Source organism: Shewanella sp. UCD-KL21, assembly GCF_001957135.1.
Lineage (GTDB): Bacteria > Pseudomonadota > Gammaproteobacteria > Enterobacterales > Shewanellaceae > Shewanella.
Map to the genome: position 1 here is coordinate 18,090 of NZ_MPHK01000001.1, position 23,342 is coordinate 41,431.

A 23,342-nucleotide genomic window follows, 5' to 3' on the forward strand; every position below is an offset into this window, starting at 1 on the left:
TCGCTAACACAGCTAACAGCAGTAATGTAGCTAACTTGAGTTGAATTATTCTGAAAATGCCGTTGGCAAAGTAGCACGAGTAAGCTAGGTCGTTTAGGCTGCAAAGCTGCTCACCATTTTACATTCCCTTAAATTCTTAATGGTTAATCACAGCCAATGGCAACAAATGTGGCAGTTTATTGTACAGCGCTAGCGTTACCCTCAAATTAGTTAATGGTTTTTACAAATTATTAACATGAGCAAGAAAAATAATAATAGTCAATTTGGGGATTAACTATGTCAAATATTCATGCAAGCGTAAATTTTAAAAAGTCGTTTATTGCCACAGTGTTGCTATCAATCATTCATGCACCAGTAATGGCAAATGAGCCGCAACAAGACCAAACTCAGCCAGACAAAAAGCAATTTGAAGTGATTGAAGTGACCGCGCAAAAACGCAGCCAATCTATTAATGAAGTGCCTATGTCGATTTCGGCCTTTAATGCCGAGACCTTGGATGAAATAGGTATCGATGACACCACAGATTTAGCCAATATTGTGCCCGGATTTAATTTCAGTGATAGCGCATTTGGGGCTCCGGTTTATACCTTACGTGGTGTCGGTTTTAATGAATCAAGTGCACAAGCGACATCAACCGTTGGGGTGTATGTTGATGAAATCGCAGTGCCATTTCCTATTATGACCAAAGGCACTAACCTTGATGTCGAGCGGGTGGAGATTTTAAAAGGGCCACAAGGTACGCTTTATGGCCGTAACTCAACGGCTGGCGCGGTGAATTATATTGCGGCTAAACCCTCTAAGGATTTTGAAGCCGCTATCAAAGCAGGTATTGCTTCTTATGAAACCATTTCTGCTGAAGGTTACGTGACAGGCGGAATTAGCGACATGGTGAGTGGTCGTCTGGCACTTAAAACGATTCAGTCAGATGAGGGCTGGCAGGAAAGCATTAGCCGTGATGAAACCTTAGGCCGACAAGATAAACTGGCTGTGCGTGGTAGCTTAAACTTTGACTTCAGTGAGGCAACTCAAGCATTGCTCACTATCGGTTACGCAAGCGATAACTCAGAAACCATTGCGCCGCAAAATATTGATTATATTCCCGGTAAAGCGGGGGACGCACCGTTTACTGCAGCGATATATCAAACCCAGTTAGATGTAGTCCAAAACCCACAGAACTTTACCGGCTTAATGGATGATAATGCCAAAGCGGATTGGACTGCAGGGCGCACGCCGAGCCTTGAACACACCAGCACTAATGTGTCATTGAAAGTTGAACATGACATCAATGACCGTACTTTATTTACCTCGCTGACAGGCTACTCTAAATTTGAAGATGATGGTTCTGAATACGAACGAGCAGGTTTTGCAGGGGAAACCATTGCTAATATTAAAAATAACCCACTAAGTGCAGCAACAGAACAAGCCTTTGGGGCAGGATTTGACGGCTACTTATTAGGCCGTTATCAAAATGCAGCCGATTCCGATTACGTTACCATGGATTATGTTTATCAAAATGGTGAAATTGATTCCATATCCCAAGAGTTTCGTGTCAGTCAGCAACTTGATAGCGTCGCGTGGATTGCAGGCCTGTATTACAGTGAAAGCGAAGTCGATTACCAAACCCAGCAGGATTGGGGCGTGAGTAGTAACGTAAATATTCTGCCAATCCCAGGTTTTGGCTTTAATATTGCTGAAAATGATATTAATCAACAAACCACAACTGCCTCAGTGTTTGCCAGTGCTGACTGGTTTATAACAGATGAATTCACCCTTACCACAGGTTTGCGTTATTCAAAAGATGAAGCAGATTTTACTGGCTGTTCAAGAGATGTTGATGGTGGTTTAGCTGATACTTTTTTTAATTTCTTTTTCGGAACAGCACCCTCGAGTGACATTATCAAAGGCGATGGTTACAACGCAGGCAGTTGCATTACAGTATTAGATTTTGGAACACCAGAGGCGAATGTCGGTGAGTTTAAAGACACATTAAGCGAAGACTCACTTTCATGGCGCCTAGCCGCTAACTATGAGTTTAATGATGATTTATCAGTCTATGCATCTTATAGCCGCGGTTTTAAAGCCGGTAGCTTTCCTTCTTTAGCTGCAGTGACTGATCAGCAGTTAGTACCCGTTGTTCAAGAGCAACTTGATGCTTATGAAATTGGTTTTAAATCAAGCCTAGCCGAGCGAACTCTGCAGTTAAATGGCGCGGCATTTTATTATGATTATAAAGATAAGCAACTGCTTACCAAGAAAGTAATCCCAGTATTTAGAACCGCATTTACCTTGGGTAATATGCCAGAATCTACCATCACTGGGGTTGAACTTGATGGGCGCTGGTTAGCGACAGATAACTTAACTTTAGGTGCTGCCTACGGCTGGTTAGATTCAGAGATTAAACAAGGTGTTGGCTTTAATCAGCCCGGGCAATATTTAGACTTTGAGGGTTCGCCACTGCCTTTTACCCCAGAGCATCAGTTTAATTTATTTGCCCGTTTTGACTTTGAGATTTCAGCTGGATTGCAAGGTTTTGTCGGCGCAGATGTAGCATATTCAAGTGAGTCACATGCTGATTTTGAAGGCTCAGTGGATCAAACTATTGCCGTGTCCGACTTTGCTGGTGAGCCTTATGCCGTTGAAATACCTGCAACCGATTATGAGTTTGATGAGCGTTTTATTAACCCGTCTTATACCCTAGTGAATTTACGTTTTGGGGTTGAAGCTGATAGTTGGAAAGCCTTTGCATGGGGTAAAAATATCACCGACGAGTACTACACCAATACCACAGTTAAAAATAATGAAATGTATGCCAAATACCCAGCCATGGGCGCCCAATATGGGGTGACATTTGAATATATATGGTTTTAGCCAAAGCAATGACAAAGCATTGAGTTAATTGTTAATTAGGCTTAAGGCCGCACTAAAGTCATCTCAACAAGTACTGCGTGATGGTATTTTGTTGGGGTGATTTTTTACTTTTAGTTAGGGAAATGTTTTTGCTTTTGCGGCATTCAAACGGTTATAGCAATAGCCTTTATCTGGGACAAGGCTTGTTATGGCATTAGGCTTGTTTATCATGTTTAGTCACACGCAGGCATATTTTCAGTATGCATTAATAGCCTAAGTTAATCGTTTGGCAATTCATTTGGGGGACTCGTCTGGGGGGCGTCTGGCTATTAGTCTAAATATTAGTTTGCCTGAAATGGGCTAAATCACAGTATAAGGCGTTGGGTCAAAAAGCGAAAATTGCGAGGGAAATGCTGGTAGCTATATCAGGCCACCGAAGGAACTCGATGGCCACATCTTGCTTAATTATCTAGAAAACCTTTGTTAGCTTTCTTGGCCGTCTTTGCTGCTTTCTTTTCTTTTGCAGTTAAAAGCGGTTGCTTTTTGGTGTTTTTCTTACTGTCTTGTCCTTTGCTCATGATACTTTCCATTTGTTGTCATGTAACACACCTGAGGTTAGTTTTAATCAACCGGAGGACCTTGTTACTAGTACATTAGACTCAATTGTCGAATACATAAGTAACCATCTCAGTATGGCCCTATATAGCCGTAATAGATAGCAATAGATGATATGCATAAGAATGTATGAACAGCACATTAACGCGGTTAATTAGTTGCTCATAGTTAACGGTTAATGGTTATGCTCAAAATGTGACTCACCCCTGTGCGTGTTAATAAGGTGTTAAGTTGTTTAATTGTAGGTGATTGTTGTTGTGTTGTTTGGCGGTTAGATTTATTTATCGTTAACGAGACTATGGCACCTATCAAGGTCAGTAGGGGTTGTAGAACACTTTTAATAATCCAAGTACATGGACAATTGCAATGGAATTAATATTTCAACAGTTACAGCAGCGAGGCTATGATGTCTCGTTTGAAGGCAATGATATAAAACTCAAATTAGCGGGTTTAGCTAATCCTGTTTGGGTTACACATGATGTAGTTTTAAATCAATATAAGCTGAAAACCAGAGATGTGATAATGGGCGTTTTCAGCAGCCTTTTGTTGTTTAGTGGTGTATATGGGCTGAGTTTCTCTCATCGCTTTTCGAGTGCATTTCTTATAGCAGTATCGGCTTTTGGATTTTTGAAACTTGTGCTTACAGAGCTAAAGCTGATCACTTTACGTAAATATTTAGAGTCGCTTAATCTCAAGCAAGCATAATTGGCGTTGATTAGAGATATGCGTGAACCGAAACATTCACGCACAAATCACCAAGGACGTAATAGAGATAAATGATTTTTATATTAAAGTTGCTAATTCTTTTCGGATTAGTCAAATTACTTGAGCAAAATGAAAAACCTTTCCTGTGCGCCAGCATATATTCTGCAATATTTTTTATATTATCGCTTTTATTTGGCTTTGAGCTTTTCGACTCTTTAGTTGGTTCGCTAATTTCATTTGTATTTGCTGCAATCTATTTTTGGTTACTTGATCGCTTTATGAATAGCCTGTGGTTTTGGCCGATATTTGCCATAGGCATATTATTGGGTTGTGTATAAATACAATTTTAATCTCACCAAAGATGGAATTTAGATTATAAAAAATGATTTAAACGGAGAAAGGTAGTGAAAATAGAGGTTATAGATCATGAAGTATTTGACACCTTAGTTGCTGGGGTTAGAGAGCATAAATATGAACATATGGGGCCAGAAGATACCAAGCCGTTATCTGTGGTTTGCCGTGATGAACAAGGCACCATTATCGGTGGCATTGCAGGGCGAACTATATACAGAAACTTTCTTATTGAAGTGCTCTGGGTCGACAAAGCAAGCCGAGGCTCAGGTCTTGGCCGTCAATTAATGGCATCGGCAGAACTGGAAGCCAAGAAAAGGGGTTGTGTTGTTGCCCAACTGGATACCTTAGATTACCAAGCGCCAGAGTTTTATAAAAAGCTGGGTTTTAAAGTTGTCGGCAGTGTGGCAGCTTTTCCTGGTAGCCCTGAAAGGATTTTCCTCAACAAAGAATACTAATGCTCACTGAATATTATGGGATTCATTTACAAGGATGTTTGAATGAGATAAAAGGCATTGTTGAATTTATTGTAGAAATAGAAAAGTTAAAGTCGGTAACACCTAATACTAAACCTGTAGGTTTAGAACGCTATGAGAATTCAGCTGAACACAGCTGGCATGTGTGCATTAGTGCGCTGATGTTCAAAGAGTTTGCTAATGAACCCGTTGATATCAATCGGGTGATTAAAATGCTACTACTGCATGATCTTGGTGAAATCGATGCAGGCGATACCATAGTTTATGCCAGCAACAATACGCATTCGATTGCGGAGCAGCAAGGAGTAGAGCGGTTATTCAAAACCTTGCCAGAGCATTTAGCTGACGAATATTTACAGCTTTGGCTTGAGTTCGAAGCAGGTAAGACTGCCGATGCTATTTTCGCGAAAGCCATTGATAGAGTGCCCCCCTTACTGCACAACATTCATGGCGGTGGTCATAGTTGGAAAAAGCATAACATTTCAAAGCAGCAAGTCATGTCATTGAATGGTGAACAGATTGCCAAAGGCAGCCATAGTCTATGGTCTGAGCTTGAAAAGCAGTTAATCAACGCCGCCGAGCAAGGTTTACTTAAATAGCGCTGGCTCGCTTTAGGTAACAACCGATAATTTTTTCTCATTACTCTTATTCTCATCGCTCTTATCACGACTTTTATTGAATAAAAATAAAAACAATTTCTTGTGTATCTTTATAGTTGCGAAAAATTAGCTACATTTATAAAAAGGCTAAAAATCAGTCACAGATAATGATTTTCGCCGTAATGCCTTATAAATGGGAGTGTCATTGAGATGATGAAAAAAATATTAGGGACTTGCCTTTTCTTAACCGTGTTACCCGCTGGTGCAGTTGAAGTTTATAAGTCTGACTTATTGAATTTAGACATAGGTGGCAACATTCAATTAGGGGTGATTAAAAAAGAAAGTTCTGATGGTGACAATTCAACCACAGTGTTTGATAACGGCTCTCGATTACATTTTGATTTTAGTGGTTCGGTAAATCCTGAGCTTAAATTTAGAGGTTTTTTTGAGTGGTATATTAATGCGGTAGCTCGTAATAGCATTGATAGTTACAACATAGGTCATAATGCATTATCCCTCAATGATGGTCGGAATGAGTTTATGTCACTCAGGCAAGGTTTCTTTGCCGCAGAGCATAGTCAATGGGGGGAGTTATCCATTGGTAAAAGGATAGGCGCATATTCAGCCGTCACCTCAGTAACCGATAGGTTTAATGTTTATTCGGCGCTGGCATCATCAACCTATGTCTTTGGTGATGGTGGCTTAAGCGGAACAGGCCGGGTTGATAACGGTGTGTTTTGGAATAAGGCTTTTGATTTTAATGAGCATAGTTTAACTGTGAATCTGCAAGGGCAATTTATTGATGACACCACTGAGCTAAAAGATGACGACGATATGCCAGTCTTAGATGATGACGGTAATGAAGTCACCTTAACCGCGAAAGGCGGTGAAGCCGCCAGTGTTATATATGCTTATGATCAAGACAAATTCACCTTTGGTTTAGCGTATGTAAATGACGAGGCTGAAGGCCAAGGCATTAGGATCAGTAATCCTAGAGCCATTGCCGCTTCTTTTAGTTCAACTATGGGGGACTGGTATTTATCTGCGGTAGCTTCACATTCAGAAGGTATGTATCAAGACAGCAGTGATCAAATTTTTGAAGGTAAAGGCTACGAGGTGGCACTGAGCCGAGACATAGGCAATTGGACCCCGATGCTCGGTTGGAATCATATAGAACCGGATAATTACGATATTGCAGAACAGAACCAGGCTAGCCAATATGAGCTCGATTTAATCATCATCACTCTTAATTACAACGTGCCTTCACTGGGATTTTTTGCCTTTATTGAGGGTATGGTTGATAACGGAAAAAATGCCGATGGCAGTAATAGTAACGACGACTATATTTCTGTGGGTATGTATTACCCTTTTTAAGATAAAGAGGGTCTAGCCTCATTCAACCATTGATGCTTTGAGCGCGTTAATGCACAGGCTCAAAGCATTGTTAGTTTGCATTAAAATACCTTCAATTACGCCTAAACTCTACCGATGATTACCCGTAAACATTCCCCTTTGTCATCGTTTAGCGTGTGGGTTTTAGTCACAGTTTTTAACTTTATCGTTCAGCTTAATTTTTCTTTTACAACAAGAGATATTACTACCGCCGAGATAAATGTAAAAAAACACAGGATAAACTTTGCACTTTTGTTATTAGTGCGTACAATTTATATAGTAACTCAATAGAAATGACTTTATACATCAATTAGGTAGCGCTTATATGGATACTAATAAAAGTTCGTTAAACGGAATAACATTTAATTATGCCCTATTGCAGGTGAGCTTTTTAAGCCTTAATAGGGCGATTAAAGTTTCAAGCTTATTAGTGGCATCATTGTTTTTAAGTAACGTCGCTATCGCTGCAGAAGCGGAAGATGTTGAATTTGTAAGTGTTGCCGCAGGGGAGAATGTCTTTGTAAAATATGGCCTTTCTGAAGACTTGCCTAAATGGGGAATGAGCTCGTTATCTCAAGGTGAAAACCTAGTTGAACATGCATCTCGAGTCACTGAGTTTGAAGGTAAACAAACAACGTCTGACATATTTTTAGTTCAAAGTACTAACCCCAAAGGCAGTATTGATTTAAGGATTAAATATGACCCAATGAAGTTAGATAAAGGCGAAGATGTCATTGCACGTATCGAAAACTTGACAAAAAAAGAATACCTTTTGCGCCAATACGCTAAAAGTTATGATGAGTCATCAGTCAAGGTGGCTGAAAAGGCCAATGGAGAAGTGGTGATCCGCTTTAATTACTCCAAATACCAACTACCGCAAAATATTGCTTATTTTCGTTTTATGCAGGTGTCCATAACGGCTAAAGATGGCAAGCCGATAACAATGGAGATTACCAATTCAAAAAAATTCGATTACGAAGATGTAGAAGTTAAAGACTATTCGCAAAAGATCTACTTTACCGAGTTGCAAAACGGTAAGCCTTATATCAAAAAGAAAATTGAAATCGCCAAGGGCACTAAAAAAGGTAAACCGATTACATTAACCACAACGGTTAAGACCATTGCCTTATATGATAACGAAAATGAAGTCGTGGTGATTGATGCAGATTTACTCGCCACAGTGTCTGATCCTCGTATGCGTGAAGAAAAGGTTGAACTACAAAGGATGTTCCCATTTCTTGCTGATTTAGTGCGCCAACAAGGGATTGATGTACCGTTACCTTATGGTTTTTCTGTTGCTTACCGTAAGCAAGATATGGATGTAGATTTTACTTACTTTGACATCATGGGCTTGGAACTAGACGAATTTTTTGACCCAGGAACCACCTTCGGAACTGTAGAGGCTGAAAGTTTTTCCTTAAGAGCAGATTTAAATATTTTTCCATTTTGGAATGTATATGCATTAGTGGGTAAACTAAAAGTCGATGCGGTTATTGATGTCCAGTATACAGGTAATCTTCGTGATGTGTTTGTCGATAAATTAGGCTCAGAGTTTAAAGCTGATGCTGCTTGTTTCGTTGCTGCTAAAGCTGGAGTGCCACTTTGTGAGTCAACCCGTTTTGATGTGCCCTTGGAACTCGACTATGATTTAGCGGGTGTAGGTACCACACTTTCTGTGGGCTATAAGGAGTTTTTTGCCTCGGTTACAGGCACCTATTCGTTCACTAAATTAAGCGGCCAGGATTGGGGCGACGGTATTTTAACCTTGCAACCTATGGTGGGTTACCAGTTACTGGATTACCGAGCGCAGTTGTTTTTTGGTGCTGAATATCAGGCATTAAAAGCCAATATGGAAGGTAATTTAGGTTTTGTTGAAGAGTTGAATCGTGAATTTACCTATGATGTGGGTGTCGATTTGAATAATTGGGCTTATCTAGTGGGCTTTAATAAGCAAATTGGTAAACATTACAATTTAAGTGTGCTGTATAACAAGGGTGAAACCCGTGATGCATATACGGTAAGTTTTAATTATCGTTTCTAAACAGGCTTAGCGATTATTTTGTATCAAGATTACCGATAGTGAGTAAGTTTTACTTAACCACTATCGGTTTTTTATTGGCTTTTTGCTAATGGCGTATTGGCAATATTATTTTTTGTTAAGTTTCACGCTATGTCAGTTCGCGTGTTATAAGATGCGCATCAGTCTAAGTGAGGAATAGGGTAATTTAATCCAAGCTCGAATTTGAACAAATCAGCATGAGGTATTAATGAGTCAGATCGTCGCACATGCGCAGTATTTTGATAAAAGCTTTAATAAACAATCCATAGACTCAACTGAGGGCTGTGAATTTGAAGAGTGTGAATTTAATGATTGCGACTTTACTGAAGCAGTATTAAAAAATACTAAGCTTTTAAGTTGCACGTTTAATCGCTGTAATTTGAGCTTAATTAAGGTGCCCCATAGCCGTTTTTTTGAGGTAGATTTTAATGACTGCAAAATGGTGGGCATTGATTGGACCAAAGCGGATTGGCCGTCATTTCATCGTGATGCACAATTAAGCTTTAGCCGTTGTATTCTTAATGATAATTCATTTTTTTCCTTGGTATTAAATGAATTAAAGCTGATTGAATGCAAGTTGCATGATGTGGATTTTCGTCATGGTGACTTTGCCAATTCCACCATGACTGTTTGTGATTTTACTAACAGCATTTTTATGAAAACTAATCTACAAGCTGTCGACTTTAGTGATTCAACCGACTTTACTATTGATGTGCTGCAAAACCGCATTGCCCAAGCTAAGTTTTCACGTTTTGAAGCGCTAAACTTACTCGAAAGCTTAGATATTGAGCTAGTGGATTAAGCAAAAAATTAAAAGCGCTATGGGTTCACTCTTAATGCCATAGCGCGATAAATGTCATAGCGCGATTAGTATTACACTGCTTTTAAATCAATCTACTTATTTACACGTAAGCTAACCATGACTAAAGCTATCTGCTGCGGCTTGCTCTTGAGTAATGTTTGAGGCAATGGTTTTCATGGCTTGGGTCAGTACAGTTAATTGCTCTTTTTTAATGGTATAAGGCGGAGTAATGTATATCACGTTGGCAAAGGGTCTTATCCACACACCTAACTCAATAAAGTCTTGCTGCAATTTAGCCGTGTTAACCACGCTATCCATTTCAATTACGCCCACAGCGCCTAACACTCTGACATCCAACACATGTTGATAATTGATAGCCTCAGCAAGTTCAGTCTTCATTTGCAGTTCAATATTGCTGACCTGTTGTTGCCACACGCCTGTTTGCAAAATACTCATACTGGCACTGGCTGCTGCACATGCTAGCGGGTTACCCATAAATGTTGGCCCATGCATAAACACGCCTGCAGGTGAGTCACTAACGCCTTTGGCTACCTCATCACTACAAAGTGTGGCAGCAAGGCTGATGTAGCCACCGGTTAAGGCTTTACCTAAACACAAAATGTCTGCTTCGATATTGGCATATTCATAAGCAAACAGTTTGCCGATACGGCCAAAACCAGTGGCTATTTCATCAAGGATGAGTAGTACATTGTATCGGTCACACAAGGTTCTAATGGCAGATAAATACTCGGCTGAATAAAAGTGCATACCGCCAGCCGCTTGCATTACAGGTTCAATAATGATGGCGGCAATATCGTGGTGATGCTCAGTTAAAATTGCCTCAAGCGCATCAGTATCACCTTGCTTTAATGCTTCACCGAAAACAGATTCAGGCGCTGGGGCAAATAGGTGTTCGGTTACTGCAGTACTAAACATGGTATGCATGCCATTATCAGGATCGCAAACACTCATCGCCGCAAAAGTATCACCGTGATAGCCTCGCTTAACGGTTAATAAGCGCTGCTTTTGTGGTTGCTGTTTACCTTGCCAGTATTGCATGGCCATTTTAATCGCCACTTCAACGGCAATGGAGCCAGAGTCGGCTAAAAAAACCTTGGTCAAATTAGGGCTCGTCATCTCCACTAATTGCTTACATAGGTTTACAGCAGGCGCATGAGTAATACCGCCAAACATCACATGGCTCAGAGTCGTCAGCTGCAGCTGCATTGCATCAATAATCTCAGGGCGGTTATAGCCATGAATACATGCCCACCACGAGCTGGTGCCGTCAATGACCTTTTGGCCATCGTTTAACATCAGTTCACAGCCATCAGCGCTGTGAACACCTGTCACACTGGCTGCTTTATTCATCGAAGTATAGGGATGCCAGATATGCTGTTTATCAAACTCGAAATCGATAGTCTGGGATGATTGCTGAGAAAATGATTTGTTCATATTTTAACCGTTAGTCAAGGTGTAATGCGCGGTAGCATTGACAGTTTACGTGCTGAAGGTATCCTAACCCAATATAAAGTGAATATAAAATGAATAACAAAGGATTAATCAATGTCGTCGTTAGCCATCCGTCATGACTGGACCAAAGCAGAAATAGAAGCGTTATTTGCTTTACCGATGAACGACTTACTGTTTGAAGCCCACAGTATTCATCGTGAGACGTTTGACCCTAATGAAGTGCAAATTAGTCGGTTATTGTCGATTAAAACCGGTGCTTGCCCAGAAGATTGTAAGTATTGTCCCCAAAGTGCCCGTTACGATACCGGTCTTGAAAAAGAGCGTTTACTGGAAATCGAAAAAGTATTAACTGAAGCCAAAAGCGCTAAAGCCGCCGGAGCATCACGTTTTTGTATGGGCGCAGCTTGGCGTAACCCCCGCGAGCGCGATATGCCGTATTTAACCCAAATGGTTAAAGACGTGAGAGCATTAGGCATGGAAACCTGTATGACACTGGGCATGCTGTCAAAAGAGCAATCAGATGAGCTGGCAGCAGCAGGCCTTGATTATTACAACCATAACCTTGATACCTCACCTGAATATTATGGCGATGTGATCACCACCCGTACCTATCAAAACCGAATTGATACCCTAACCAACGTGCGTCAGTCAGGCATGAAAGTGTGTTCTGGCGGGATTGTCGGTATGGGTGAAAAAGCCACCGACCGCGCTGGTTTATTACAACAGCTCGCTAATTTAGAGCAACACCCTGATTCAGTACCTATCAATATGCTAGTAAAAGTGGCGGGTACGCCATTTGAAAAAATTGATGATTTAGACCCATTTGAATTTGTGCGCACCATTGCTGTGGCGCGGATTATTATGCCTAAATCTCGAGTGCGTTTATCAGCAGGGCGTGAGAGCATGACTGATGAATTACAGTCTATGTGTTTCTTTGCTGGCGCTAACTCAATCTTCTACGGTTGTAAGCTACTGACGACGCCTAACCCAGAAGAAAACGATGATATGAGCCTATTTAGACGTCTAGGTCTGCATCCTGAGCAAGGGCCATCAGCTGACATTGAATCTGACACTGCGTTAATGGCTAAAGCCAATGCTAAAAAAGATAAAGCAACGCAACAATTTTTTGATGCCGCTGCGTTATAACGCGAGCTACATTTGTCAGTAGAAGGCAGTATTCATGGCAAATCACCCAATATCAGATCGAATAAGTCATCGTTTGCAGCAACTGCAAATCGATGGCTTGCTAAGGCAAAGAAAGTTAGCTGAGTTAGATAAGGCATCGGCTAACAACTTAGCTCCAACAATTCCCAATATTATTGATTTCAGTCACAACGATTACCTTGGTCTCGCTAATGATCCTGAGATGATTGCCGCTATTCATGCTGGCGCGATAAAATATGGTGTGGGCAGTAAAGCCTCGCCATTAGTGTCAGGCTATAGCGACGCCCATCTAAAGCTTGAACAACGCCTATGTGATATTACAGGCCATGAAGCAGGGCTATTATTTTGCTCAGGGTTCAGTGCCAACCAAGCATTAATCAAAACCTTATTTGAAGCAGGCGATGTGATTATTGCCGATAAGCTTATTCATGCATCAGTGATAGACGGCGTAAAAGACAGCGGCGCCACACTCAAACGTTATAAACATAACGATTTAGCCCATGCTGAGCAGTTACTTAATCGATTCCCAAATAGCGCCTTATTTACCGAAAGCGTGTTTAGTATGGATGGCGATCGCGCGCCGCTAGCTGCGTTATCAAACTTGTGTAAGCAACATAATAGCTGGTTAGTGGTTGATGATGCCCATGGCTTTGGAATTGATTATTGTCATCTTGATGACAAAAGCGCTAATAGCAATAGCCTTAACGTTAGTGGTTCAGTTGTTACACCACAATGCGATATTCAAGTCATTACCTTTGGTAAAGCCCTCGGCTGCCAAGGCGCCTGCGTGTTAGCGTCACAGCAAATCATTGATTATATGGTGGCGCAATCACGCCATTACATCTATTCAACCGCGCTTTCACCTGCCAGTGCCCATTTAGCGCTAACAGCGGTTAACTTAGCCCAATCGAACTCTGATAAAAAATCAACATTACTTGCCAATATCAGCTTATTTAGATCGCTTTGTGATGCTAAAAATATTGCGCTAACAGAGTCAACAACCGCTATTCAACCGGTCATTATTGGCGACAGTGAAAGCACTATCGCAATTGCTAAGGCATTAGCACAGCAAGGGTTACTGGTTGGCGCAATCAGGCCGCCAACGGTGCCCAAAGGGCAGGCAAGGCTGAGAGTGACCATCAATGCGACGCATAATGCCATGCAAATAACCCAATTAGTTGATGCACTAGCAGTGCAGTTAACATGAGTATTTTAATGAATCTAGATAACCCTGTAGCGATTAAATTTTCCCAAGCTGCAGCCACCTATAAACAACATGATGTATTACAGCGTATCACGGCTGGCAGGTTAATGACGCTTGCTAATACTGATCATAACGCTAATAAAAAAGCAGGTTTAACAGGACATTTACTGGATTTAGGCTGTGGGCCAGGTACAGATTTTGATTCAAATCAGGGCCAGCTGACTCAGGTCACAGCAGTTGATTTATCGCCTCAAATGCTAAATGTGGTGCAGCAGTCTTTTCCGCAATATCACACCGTTTGCGCCGATGCGGCGAACTTACCCATAGCTGCCAATAGCATGGACAGTATTTATTCAAACTTAGTCTTGCAGTGGTGTGATGATTTAACCCAAGTATTTAGTGAACTAAATCGAGTCATAAAACCTCAAGGCCAAGCCTTTATTAGCGTGGTGAGTGAGGGCAGTCTTTCTCAGCTTGAAACCCTAGGGCTAGGCCATAATGCTTTTCGGCATCTAGATGATATTATCGCCGCGATTGATACCACTCAATGGCAAATCCTATTTGCTGAGACCACTACCGAACAAGTGTATTTTGCCGATTTAAAGGCATTACTTTACTCAATTAAAGGGGTCGGGGCGTCAGTAAATGAATACCAAGATAAAAGCTTAACGGATAAAAAAGTCAGCCGCTTACGAGGCCGTAAAGATTGGCTAGCATTAGTGGATAAAGCGGAAAACTTACGTGAAGCAAACGGCTTACCTTTAAGCTATAACATCAGCTATTTACAACTTGTTAAGCGTTAATTTTCAAACAATTGATATAAACACTGAAGGGTATATTTCGATGATTTATTTTGTTACTGGCACTGATACTGACAGCGGAAAAACCCTGATTTCATCGGCGCTACTTAATCTTGCAACAAGAAAAACAGCTCAGACTAAAATAACTGTCGCTAAAAGCACAGAAGCTAAAACCCTGGGCGTCAAACCCATCGCCTCAGGTTGTATTGAAACAGACGCAGGGCTTAGAAATAGCGATGCGCTAAGTCTAATAGAGCAATCCACAATTTCGCTGGATTACAATCAAATTAACCCTATCGCATTTAAACCCGCCATTGCGCCGCATATTGCCGCAAAGCAACAAGGGGTGAGTTTAACTGCCAGTGGCGTAGTTGATTTATTGCCACTTGAGGCACTTAACAGTGCCGACTTTGCATTAATTGAAGGCGCTGGTGGCTGGCGACTGCCCTTAGGTAAAGGCCAATATTTATCGCAATCAGTACAGCAGCTGGCGCAGCAAAATGATGTTGGGGTAATTTTGGTGGTGGGCATGAAGCTTGGTTGCCTTAACCATGCATTATTAACCCAAGAGGCCATTGAAGCTGATGGGCTTAATATTGCGGGTTGGGTCGCTAATCAAGTTGACCCAGAAATGAGTGAAATAGAAGAGAACTTATCAAGTTTAAAAGAGTTAATGACCGCGCCATTTATAGGTTATGTACCGCATTTAAATGAAGCAACGTCTGAAAATGCAGCTGTGCATATTGATTACTCGACCTTATAGAGGCTTAAGTTTTTTTTAGCCTTTGTCTTTTCGCTTACAAGTCGTTGTTTTAGCATTTGATATTTTCAAGGAGAGAAATCATCGAATTTGCCCCAGAGTTTACCAAGGCCGAAAAAATACGCAGAGTAATATTGTATACCTTGCTGGGCCTTTTCATTTATATCACCCATCAAAAGTGGCTATTTCCTTTTATTTCTTGGTATGCGACGACAGCTCACTGTCACACGCCTTTTGGTTTTTCTGGCATTAGCGTGCTTTGGTATTCAATGTTTGTTGGCCTTCCTGTTTTCTGCGCTCTTTTGGTGAGTTTTTCACTATTACCTTTGGGGGTTAAAGGCTTAAAACATCGACAGTTTCCACCCATCGGCATCAAAGTATTTAAACCCACACCAATACAGCGAGGCTGGAAAGCTAAGGCAAAATCATTATCATGCTTAGCTGTGCCCTTATTGTTTATTAGTTTTGCAATATGGGGCTATTTTCAAGCTGAAAAAATGCCGCAACAGTCACCGGCAGATATGGATTACAGCATTTGCGACGGGTCTAGTTTCCCAAAAACGATTAATCAAGTGTCGAACATAGAGCAATGAGGGGCAAATCAACTTTCATGTTTAAGCTGTAAGTACACGGGTTTTATTTATGTTTAATGGAAAATAATTGAATGCTACTGTCTATCCAATGGGCTTAAGGTGTGGCTGAATCGAGATCCAATGACATGGGTATATAGTTCGGTAGTTTTAAGATCGGTATGACCCAGTAATTCTTGCACCGTCCGAATATCTGTTCCATTTTGCAGTAACTATGTCGCAAAACTATGTCGCAAAAGTATGTCTAAATGTATGTGCCTTGACCTGCTTAGTTATTTGACTGGTTACTACCGCCTTTCGTAATTGTTTTCTAAAGGATGTTTCATGAATATGGTGTCGGCAGATATATCCATCATAAGGATGAATACATCGAGTGGCTGATGGGAACAGGTATTGCCAAGATATATCCTTAGCTGCATTTCCATATTTTCGTAATAGGGCTGGAGGGGTGTTAATATCGAGCAGGATATTACTTTTGAAGTAGTAGGCCGCGCAGATATTGACTCATGGCACACAGATACGACCAATGAAGCAGGCGGTTCGTTACTACATGCCTCTCAAGAGTACGGTTATTTAGGTACAACAGTCCTAGCGGCTGATGAAAATACATTTATAGTACCAATGAGTAACAAAGATTGGTCGTTCATTACACTTGATAGTCACATTGATATTACAAGCGTGACTATGGGTGGAGGTGAAGAGCTGATTAGCATGTACGAAGGCGTTGAATACCGCGATGCTTACGTATCTGACGAGTCAGTAATGACCATTAGCTTTAGTGGTGGAGCTAGTATTGACGTTGATGTGACGGATATTGCACCAGCTAACCATTATCGGTATCGCCTTACGTTAGATTCTGACGGTGGCTTTGTGATTGACCGTGATTGGGTGACTAACCCAGACCGTGAGATTGGCGGTGATGGAATATGGACGCCAGTACCTTGTGAGGGTGACGGTTGCGGTGAGATACCTGAGCCATGCCCAGAGGGTGACGATGGTTGTGAACCACCAAAGCAGGAGGTTAACTGCGGTGAGTTACCAGCGTACGAATGCGAGGACTACATCAGCCGTTACTCAGGTGCAGAACTTGAGACTGTACTAGCTGCCGAGGACGTTACAGGTAGTATCGCTAGTCAGGACTTTGCAGTTGGGGAGTACATTGATACGGTAGCACTTGAAGCCCTTGGTCGTGATTACCGAGTTAACATGCAGATCGCAACCGAGAATAGCACACCAGTTACAGCTTGGTTCTTAGGTGCAACGTCAGCAGCTAACTGCGATGCAGAGCGTAACTACGGTGGAGACTTCAAGGTGTCTGGTTCTGGTGCTTTCGCACGTTGGAATGTGCCAACGCCTACGCAGTTCATAATCGAGATACGTGAGGATAGCTCATGGGAGTTGTACGGTCTACAAGATGGTACAAAGATGGACCACTCAGCAATCAATGGTGTTACCAAAGATAAGCTAGTACAGCGCGGTTTGCATGCTATCTATGCAGCAAGCGGTGCAGCGGATGAAGCAATCAAAAGTACATACGGTAATGGTGCGGAAATAACATGGCCACCCATGATTATTAGCTAAATATTACACTCTCTACTAGGCTTGAGTTATTGCTCATTACTTGGTGATTGATGATGGCCAGACCTAGAAAAACACTCGTTAGTTTAGAAGATACGCCTTACTACCACTGTTGTTCACGTGTGGTACGTAAGGCATTTTTGTGTGGGTTTGATAAGTCGACTGGTGATAACTATGAACATCGCCGAGAGTGGGTTGATTCACGTATTATTGAATTGGCGACGATATTTGCCATTGATATCTGTGCTTATGCGGTGATGAGTAATCATTTACATGTGGTGCTTAAAGTCGATGTGGATAAAGCCAAACAATGGTCTGATATTGATGTGCTAGCTCAATGGCATAAAGGCTTTAAAGGCACCTTGTTGACTCACAAATTTATTAAAGGTGAAGCGCTTAATGAGTTTGAATTAAAGACGGTTAATGATTGTATTGCGCTATATCGAGAGCGATTGACCGATATTAGTTGGTTTATGCGTTCGTTGAGTGAACCCATTGCTAGAATGGCCAATAAAGAAGATAACTGCACTGGTCGTTTTTGGGAAGGGCGGTTTAAATCTCAAGCTTTGTTAGATGATGCCGCCGTGCTCGCCTGTATGGCTTATGTTGATTTGAACCCCATCCGTGCCAAGATGGCTGCAACGCCCGAAACGTCTGACTACACCAGTATTCAACGTCGAATCAACTCAGCGATTAAAGGTGAGCAACCAAAAGAGTTGCTTCCCTTTGTCGGTAATGAGCGGTTGAACATGCCTAATGGCTTAATGTATAGCGTAAAAGACTATATTGTGTTGGTTGAAGATACTGGGCGAATTATTCGAGAAGATAAACGCGGTGTCATTAGTTCAAGTAGCCAAGTTATTCTCAACAGACTGAACATTCCAACCGAAAACTGGTTAAAAATCACCACAGAGTTCGGCGAATTATTCAAAGGTGCGGTAGGGACTTTACCTGCCTTAACTGAATATTGTGAGCATTTAGACCGTAAACGACGACAAGGCGCAGCTAACTGTCAGCGCTGGTTGTGCGCTTAATAAATCATTTCTTAATTTCAAATAAAAGCATTTCCTACTTGATTGGTATCAAGATTTTCTGCTGTGTTGAATTTGGTTTATTCGTCCTTTTTAGGCGATTAATTGTGAAATACTCAGTCCTTTGGTTGTAATCATCTCATCAGTAACTAAATATAGGTGTTGGCAACTCAAAACAAAAGGCGTTATGTTATAACTTCAAAATATTGGGTGGCATTGTATTGTATGATGACTCTAAGCCGATTCTAGAATTATTTTCAGACCCTGAGGTTACTGAATTCTATGATCTGTCTTTTGCTACTGAGAAAGAAGCAATTGACTTAATTAATGCTGACTTAACAGGATTTAAAGAAGGCAAATCGGTTAGGTGGGCAATAAGAGATAAAGAAACGTGCAAGTTTATTGGTGGTTGCGGCATTAATCGTTTCGAGGAAAGCAATCATGTTGCTGTTATCGGTTACGAATTCAATAGAAAATCATGGGGCAAAGGTTATGCTACTGAAGCAGTAAAAAAGGTCATCGAATTTGCGTTCTCAGAAAAATGTCCTAAACACGTTAATAAAATTGAGGCTTACGTCATGATTGGCAATAGAGCATCAGAAACGCTACTTGAAAAGCTCGGTTTTAAATGTGACGGCATACTTAGGCAGCATGGATTTTGGAAAGGTTCGTATCATGATCTCAAGGTATTTTCTTTGTTGAGGTCTGAAAATTAATTATGGGTGTCACAATATATTTTACAATAATTTTTTGGGAGGTGTTGGGTGCTAATCATAAGGTTTATTCTCTTTTTCGCTGCTTTTTTCATTATGCTATATCCTATTTGGGGGCTGATCGAGCCGACTTCATACTTAAATGAGTTAATTGAAACATTTCCATTTGCTAAAGGGGCTAGTGATGCACAGGTGCAAAAGGCATTGATAATTCTTTTATTACCTAATGCCATAATATCTGTTGCGCTTGTTTTAATAGCAAAATTCATTTCAACTCCTAGCATATATAACTTTGCATACACAGCTGCAATTCTGTTAATGCTTTTTCCAATAATTCAGAGTGTTGCTGATATTTTCATTGGCTCAGTTCTATCTCAGCACTTAGAAGGCTCATCGATGGCAATAGAGCTTTCAAGTCAAAAACTATTTTATTTTATATTTGGTTTGGCTATTTGGGCGATAAGTAAGTCTCAATCTGATTATAAAAAGCAAATCATGCACGATCATTAACAGTTGATTCAGTTCCTTGATTTATTGGTTTAACTAACTAATATTGCCTATTATCTGGCTGTTATTGATGAGTCAAAAGGTGGAGTGTATGGATAAAGCGCTACAAACTATGATTGAAAATATGCCTGAAAAAACAGGTAAGAAGTTAGAAGAGTGGATTAAAATTTTAAATAAAGAAAATTTTGACAAGCATTCAATCGCGGTAAATTTTTTAAAAACAGAGCATGGGGTGACCCATGGATTTGCAAATACCATAGTTACTTTATCAAAAGAAACAACCACAGCCGAAGATTTAGTTTTAAATCAATATAGCAATAAAGAGTCAATCAAGCCTATTTATGACATGCTCCTTTCCACTATCAAAAACTTCGGTGAAGATATTGTCGTCATGCCCAAAAAAGGAAGTGTTAGTTTTATTAGAAAAAAGCAGTTTGCTTTAATTAAACCTGCAACTAAAACTAGAATTGATTTGGGATTAAAACTCAAAGGCGTTGAAGTACAAGGGCGTTTAGAAGATTCTGGGCCATTTGGGACTATGTGTACCCACAGAATACAACTAAGGCAAATATCTGACGTTGATAGTGAAGTCATTGATTGGTTATTAAAAGCGTACCAAACATCTGTTTAGTCAAACATCTGTTTAGTCAAACATAATCAATATGTATATTGTGAAGCGGCGTCATTATCTCAAGCATGCTAGTTACTCTGTATATACAGTGCAATAAAACCAGTTGTTTGAGTCGCGTTAGATGGCACCTTTTAGGTAGCTTGCCAGATCCATTCGCGGCATCACTCATCATTTTTACTATCAGGTAACTAATTTTACTATCTGGTAGATAATAGACGAGCCTTTCTACGAGAAAGCTTACTGTGTCTAGCCTTAAACTAGCTCAATAAATCCAACCGCTTTTTATACCAGTAAGCAATTAATCACTTTTTATTAAGTTTTCATTTCGTCTATCGAAAGTACATCATTCAAAAATGGCTCTTTTAATAGGGGCTCTTTTTAATAGGGCTAGTTCCTGCCTTTAAAAGCTTATCGTCAATTTTTGATATTCGCCTACAGCTCTTGGTGTTAAATATTTGAGTTGCGCATTGCTTATTTGTTGGTTGTTGTTGGGATGTTTTTTCTGTGGGTTAACTATTCGTAATGTGATGCGCTGCTAAATCAAAAAAGTCCTTAAGTTTTAATATCAACAATGAATATTGAGAGCACGATCGCTATGTGAAATTTTGTTCATGCTAGAATCCTGCGCCATTAAAGATGAGATTAATTCCTATTAAGGTTTATTTAAGGATTGTGTTGATGAAGCAACTTTCGATCAAGTTAATTAGTGCCGCAATTGCAGCGGCATTGTCCCCTCAAGTGATAGCGAATACAGATGAAGTTGTATCGCAAGAAGAAATTAAGCAATCTATTTCAAATTTTCACGATGTGATTGTGATTTCTGGTTCTCGTATGGAGCAAACACTTGATCAGGTTGCGGGCTCTGTTGTGGTTATTGATGAAGAAGCCATTGCACGTAATATGTCGACTGACTTTTCAAGCTTATTTAAACATGAAGCAGCCGTTGATGTTAAAGGTGGTGCAGGTAAGCCAAGCTCTGTGACTATTCGTGGTATCGGTGGCAACCGCGTGATGATGGTTAAAGATGGCGTACGCGTTAATAACCAGTATGCATCACCATTAGGCCCTGGCGCTGAAGGCACAGGCCGTGGATTAACTGAAGTTGAAGGCTTAAAGCAAGTTGAAGTATTAAAAACTGCGGCATCGACTATGTATGGCTCCGATGCTTTAGGTGGCGTTATGGTAATGACCACTAAAGATGCGGATGATTACTTAGGTGGCAGTGATTATTATTTCTCTGCAAATGGTGGCTACACAGGTATGAACGATGAGTTCAGCGGTGGCTTTACTAGCGCATTTGCAGCAGGTGATTTTGATAACCTAGTCAGTTATCAGCGTCGTAGTGGTGAAGAACAGCAAAACTACTACAACACATTACCAGATAGCGACTTAGTGACTGACAGCTTATTACTAAAAAGTAAGTATCACTTTAATGACGATACTAACTTGCAGTTAACCGTTGATTACATGAATCAACAACTTGACCGCTGGGAACAATATGCTGATAAAGGTGACATTGGTGAGTCAATTGATTATGACCGCCAAACTCAAGCGTTAAATACTTCATTACGTTTACGTTCAACTAAAGACCGTATCATTCATGATAATGTCGATTTTGTATTGTATTACGGTAAAACAGATCAAAGTGAGAAACGTGACTACTTTGATGGTATCAGTGGCGCAGACCGAGCAATAACGCAACACCGCGATTACCAGTTTGATGAATACCGTTTTGGTTTTGCCAGTACTTTTAGTAAGGCATTGTCATTACCCGGTCATGACCACAATATTATTTACGGTGTGGATGTTGAGCAGTCTGAAATGAGCCGCCCACGCAGCTATCAAGATATCGATGACAATGGTAATTTAACGCCATCTGAAACCGATACGTTTTCATTTGCAGATACGAAAAGCCTGCGAGCTGGCATATTTGTTCAAGATGACATGACCTTCTTAGACGGTAAACTAAACGGTATTGTTGGCTTACGTTACGATTACTTCAAAAATACCCCTGATCAACAGCAAGCTGAAGATGCTGGCCGTGATCCTGAAGACTTTGCCGCTATGAGTGATGGTTTTTGGTCACCTAAGCTTGGCCTTGTATACCACATGACTGAAAACGTTAATGTGTATGCGCAATACGCTTACGGCTACAAAATGCCAACTCCAGATCAAAAGTGGGGCGAGTTAGAAGTAAAAGATGGTGCTATGCCATTCCCTGTGATTATTGAGGCAAACTACGACTTAGAGTCAGAATCAAGTAATACCATTGAAGTGGGTGTTCGTGGCGATCACGGTGACACTAAATATGAATTTACTACTTTTTACACCAAAGCTGATAACTATATTGATTGGGAATACGTAGGTTTCAATATTTTCCCTGAAATGTCTTTAAACTACCGTTACATCAACTTCGATGAAGTTACGCTTTATGGTGCAGAAATGTCTATGAGCCATTGGTTCACTGATGAATTTGAACTTTGGGGTAATATTGCTTATACCCACGGCGAAGATCAAAACGGCGATTACTTAAATAGCGTAAGTCCATTAAAAGGTAACTTAGGGGTAAATTATTATACTTACCTAGGTAACACTGAAGCTGACTTTGGTTTAACCATGCGTTTTGCTGACAAAATGGACCGCACTACGGACTTGAATATCTATCCTGGTATGCCAGGCATGCCTGACAGAGGATTCAATGAGGTATATAACACTTCAGGCTACGCAGTATTTGATCTGACGGCTAATTTCCATGTTAATGATAACTGGACGGTACGTGCTGGCGTGTTTAACTTGTTTGATAAAGAATATATTGAGTATTCTGATGTAGCGGGTCAGTCAAAGTTCTTGATGGCAAACATGGGCGTGACTGAAGAGACCTATTCACAACCGGGTCGCTACTTTAACGTTAAGCTAAGCTACAGCTTTTAATTAGCCCTAAACACTAGATCTTGATTAACCAAAGCGTTAAATCCTTATAGGATTTAGCGCTTTTTTATTGGCTGATACTCTTATATAGACATAATTGGTTCAATCACTTAAACG

The 23,342-nt window shown here is 40.7% G+C and carries 20 protein-coding genes; 18 read left to right on the top strand and 2 right to left on the bottom strand.

The genetic code is table 11. The features are described from left to right. Nucleotides 1-276 precede the first annotated feature (276 nt). The 7 genes from BM739_RS00070 to BM739_RS00105 all read left to right on the top strand — a co-directional run bounded on the left by BM739_RS00070 (nt 277) and on the right by BM739_RS00105 (nt 9,846). Nucleotides 277-2,868 (top strand): TonB-dependent receptor, encoded by a 2,592-nt coding sequence (locus BM739_RS00070; RefSeq protein WP_076536079.1) that lies wholly within the window; start codon nt 277-279, stop codon nt 2,866-2,868. A gap of 960 nt (nt 2,869-3,828) precedes the next feature. Then, nucleotides 3,829-4,167 (top strand): hypothetical protein, encoded by a 339-nt coding sequence (locus tag BM739_RS00075; protein ID WP_076536081.1) that lies wholly within the window; start codon nt 3,829-3,831, stop codon nt 4,165-4,167. Between the two features lie 404 nt (nt 4,168-4,571). Then, the gene (locus BM739_RS00085) at nt 4,572-4,976 is read left to right on the top strand and encodes a GNAT family N-acetyltransferase (protein ID WP_076536085.1); all 405 of its coding nucleotides are present in this window, start codon (nt 4,572-4,574) and stop codon (nt 4,974-4,976) included. Continuing rightward, nucleotides 4,976-5,593, top strand: a complete 618-nt coding sequence (locus tag BM739_RS00090; protein ID WP_254843432.1) for an HD domain-containing protein — start codon at nt 4,976-4,978, stop codon at nt 5,591-5,593. Before BM739_RS00085 ends, BM739_RS00090 begins: the two co-directional genes overlap by 1 nt. Nucleotides 5,594-5,803: 210 nt before the next feature. Then, nucleotides 5,804-6,967 carry a porin gene (locus tag BM739_RS00095; RefSeq protein WP_076536087.1) on the top strand — a complete coding sequence of 388 codons (1,164 nt, stop codon included), beginning with the start codon at nt 5,804-5,806 and terminating at the stop codon, nt 6,965-6,967. Between the two features lie 343 nt (nt 6,968-7,310). Next, nucleotides 7,311-9,026 carry a hypothetical protein gene (locus BM739_RS00100; RefSeq protein ID WP_217697814.1) on the top strand — a complete coding sequence of 572 codons (1,716 nt, stop codon included), beginning with the start codon at nt 7,311-7,313 and terminating at the stop codon, nt 9,024-9,026. A gap of 226 nt (nt 9,027-9,252) precedes the next feature. After that, nucleotides 9,253-9,846: a pentapeptide repeat-containing protein gene (locus tag BM739_RS00105; RefSeq protein WP_076536089.1), complete on the top strand. Its 594-nt coding sequence runs from the start codon at nt 9,253-9,255 to the stop codon at nt 9,844-9,846. A gap of 111 nt (nt 9,847-9,957) precedes the next feature. Here the strand turns inward: BM739_RS00105 and bioA are convergent, their stop codons facing one another. Continuing rightward, complete coding sequence (gene bioA / locus BM739_RS00110) at nt 9,958-11,301, bottom strand: adenosylmethionine--8-amino-7-oxononanoate transaminase (protein ID WP_076536091.1); 1,344 nt, start codon at nt 11,299-11,301, stop codon at nt 9,958-9,960. A gap of 111 nt (nt 11,302-11,412) precedes the next feature. On the opposite strand from bioA, the gene bioB reads away from it, so the two are divergent. The 5 genes from bioB (at nt 11,413) to BM739_RS00135 (ending at nt 15,840) form a co-directional block, all read left to right on the top strand. Continuing rightward, on the top strand, nt 11,413-12,465 hold the full coding sequence (bioB, locus tag BM739_RS00115; RefSeq protein ID WP_076536093.1) for a biotin synthase BioB: 1,053 nt from the start codon (nt 11,413-11,415) through the stop codon (nt 12,463-12,465). Nucleotides 12,466-12,499: 34 nt separating this feature from the next. Then, the gene (locus BM739_RS00120; protein ID WP_076536095.1) at nt 12,500-13,690 is read left to right on the top strand and encodes an 8-amino-7-oxononanoate synthase; all 1,191 of its coding nucleotides are present in this window, start codon (nt 12,500-12,502) and stop codon (nt 13,688-13,690) included. 8 nt (nt 13,691-13,698) lie between these two features. Continuing rightward, complete coding sequence (locus BM739_RS00125; RefSeq protein ID WP_175609471.1) at nt 13,699-14,490, top strand: methyltransferase domain-containing protein; 792 nt, start codon at nt 13,699-13,701, stop codon at nt 14,488-14,490. Nucleotides 14,491-14,533: 43 nt separating this feature from the next. Then, a complete protein-coding gene (bioD, locus tag BM739_RS00130) occupies nt 14,534-15,250 on the top strand; it encodes a dethiobiotin synthase (RefSeq protein WP_076536736.1) in 717 nt (238 codons plus the stop codon). Nucleotides 15,251-15,381: 131 nt separating this feature from the next. Continuing rightward, on the top strand, nt 15,382-15,840 hold the full coding sequence (locus tag BM739_RS00135) for a hypothetical protein (RefSeq protein ID WP_139326781.1): 459 nt from the start codon (nt 15,382-15,384) through the stop codon (nt 15,838-15,840). Between the two features lie 74 nt (nt 15,841-15,914). Here BM739_RS00135 and BM739_RS20685 read toward each other — a convergent pair whose 3' ends face one another. Continuing rightward, nucleotides 15,915-16,019 carry a hypothetical protein gene (locus BM739_RS20685; RefSeq protein WP_368483149.1) on the bottom strand — a complete coding sequence of 35 codons (105 nt, stop codon included), beginning with the start codon at nt 16,017-16,019 and terminating at the stop codon, nt 15,915-15,917. Between the two features lie 439 nt (nt 16,020-16,458). Between BM739_RS20685 and BM739_RS00145 the strand changes: the two genes are divergently transcribed. The 6 genes from BM739_RS00145 (at nt 16,459) to BM739_RS00170 (ending at nt 23,228) form a co-directional block, all read left to right on the top strand. Then, nucleotides 16,459-17,418, top strand: a complete 960-nt coding sequence (locus tag BM739_RS00145) for a hypothetical protein (protein WP_139326782.1) — start codon at nt 16,459-16,461, stop codon at nt 17,416-17,418. A gap of 53 nt (nt 17,419-17,471) precedes the next feature. Beyond that, complete coding sequence (locus BM739_RS00150; RefSeq protein WP_076536103.1) at nt 17,472-18,449, top strand: transposase; 978 nt, start codon at nt 17,472-17,474, stop codon at nt 18,447-18,449. A 218-nt stretch (nt 18,450-18,667) separates the two neighbouring features. Next, nucleotides 18,668-19,162, top strand: a complete 495-nt coding sequence (locus BM739_RS00155; protein ID WP_175609472.1) for a GNAT family N-acetyltransferase — start codon at nt 18,668-18,670, stop codon at nt 19,160-19,162. A gap of 48 nt (nt 19,163-19,210) precedes the next feature. Beyond that, the gene (locus BM739_RS00160; RefSeq protein WP_139326783.1) at nt 19,211-19,669 is read left to right on the top strand and encodes a hypothetical protein; all 459 of its coding nucleotides are present in this window, start codon (nt 19,211-19,213) and stop codon (nt 19,667-19,669) included. An 88-nt stretch (nt 19,670-19,757) separates the two neighbouring features. After that, the gene (locus tag BM739_RS00165) at nt 19,758-20,297 is read left to right on the top strand and encodes a DUF4287 domain-containing protein (RefSeq protein ID WP_076536109.1); all 540 of its coding nucleotides are present in this window, start codon (nt 19,758-19,760) and stop codon (nt 20,295-20,297) included. Nucleotides 20,298-20,975: 678 nt separating this feature from the next. Further along, nucleotides 20,976-23,228 carry a TonB-dependent hemoglobin/transferrin/lactoferrin family receptor gene (locus tag BM739_RS00170; RefSeq protein WP_076536111.1) on the top strand — a complete coding sequence of 751 codons (2,253 nt, stop codon included), beginning with the start codon at nt 20,976-20,978 and terminating at the stop codon, nt 23,226-23,228. Nucleotides 23,229-23,342 lie beyond the last annotated feature (114 nt).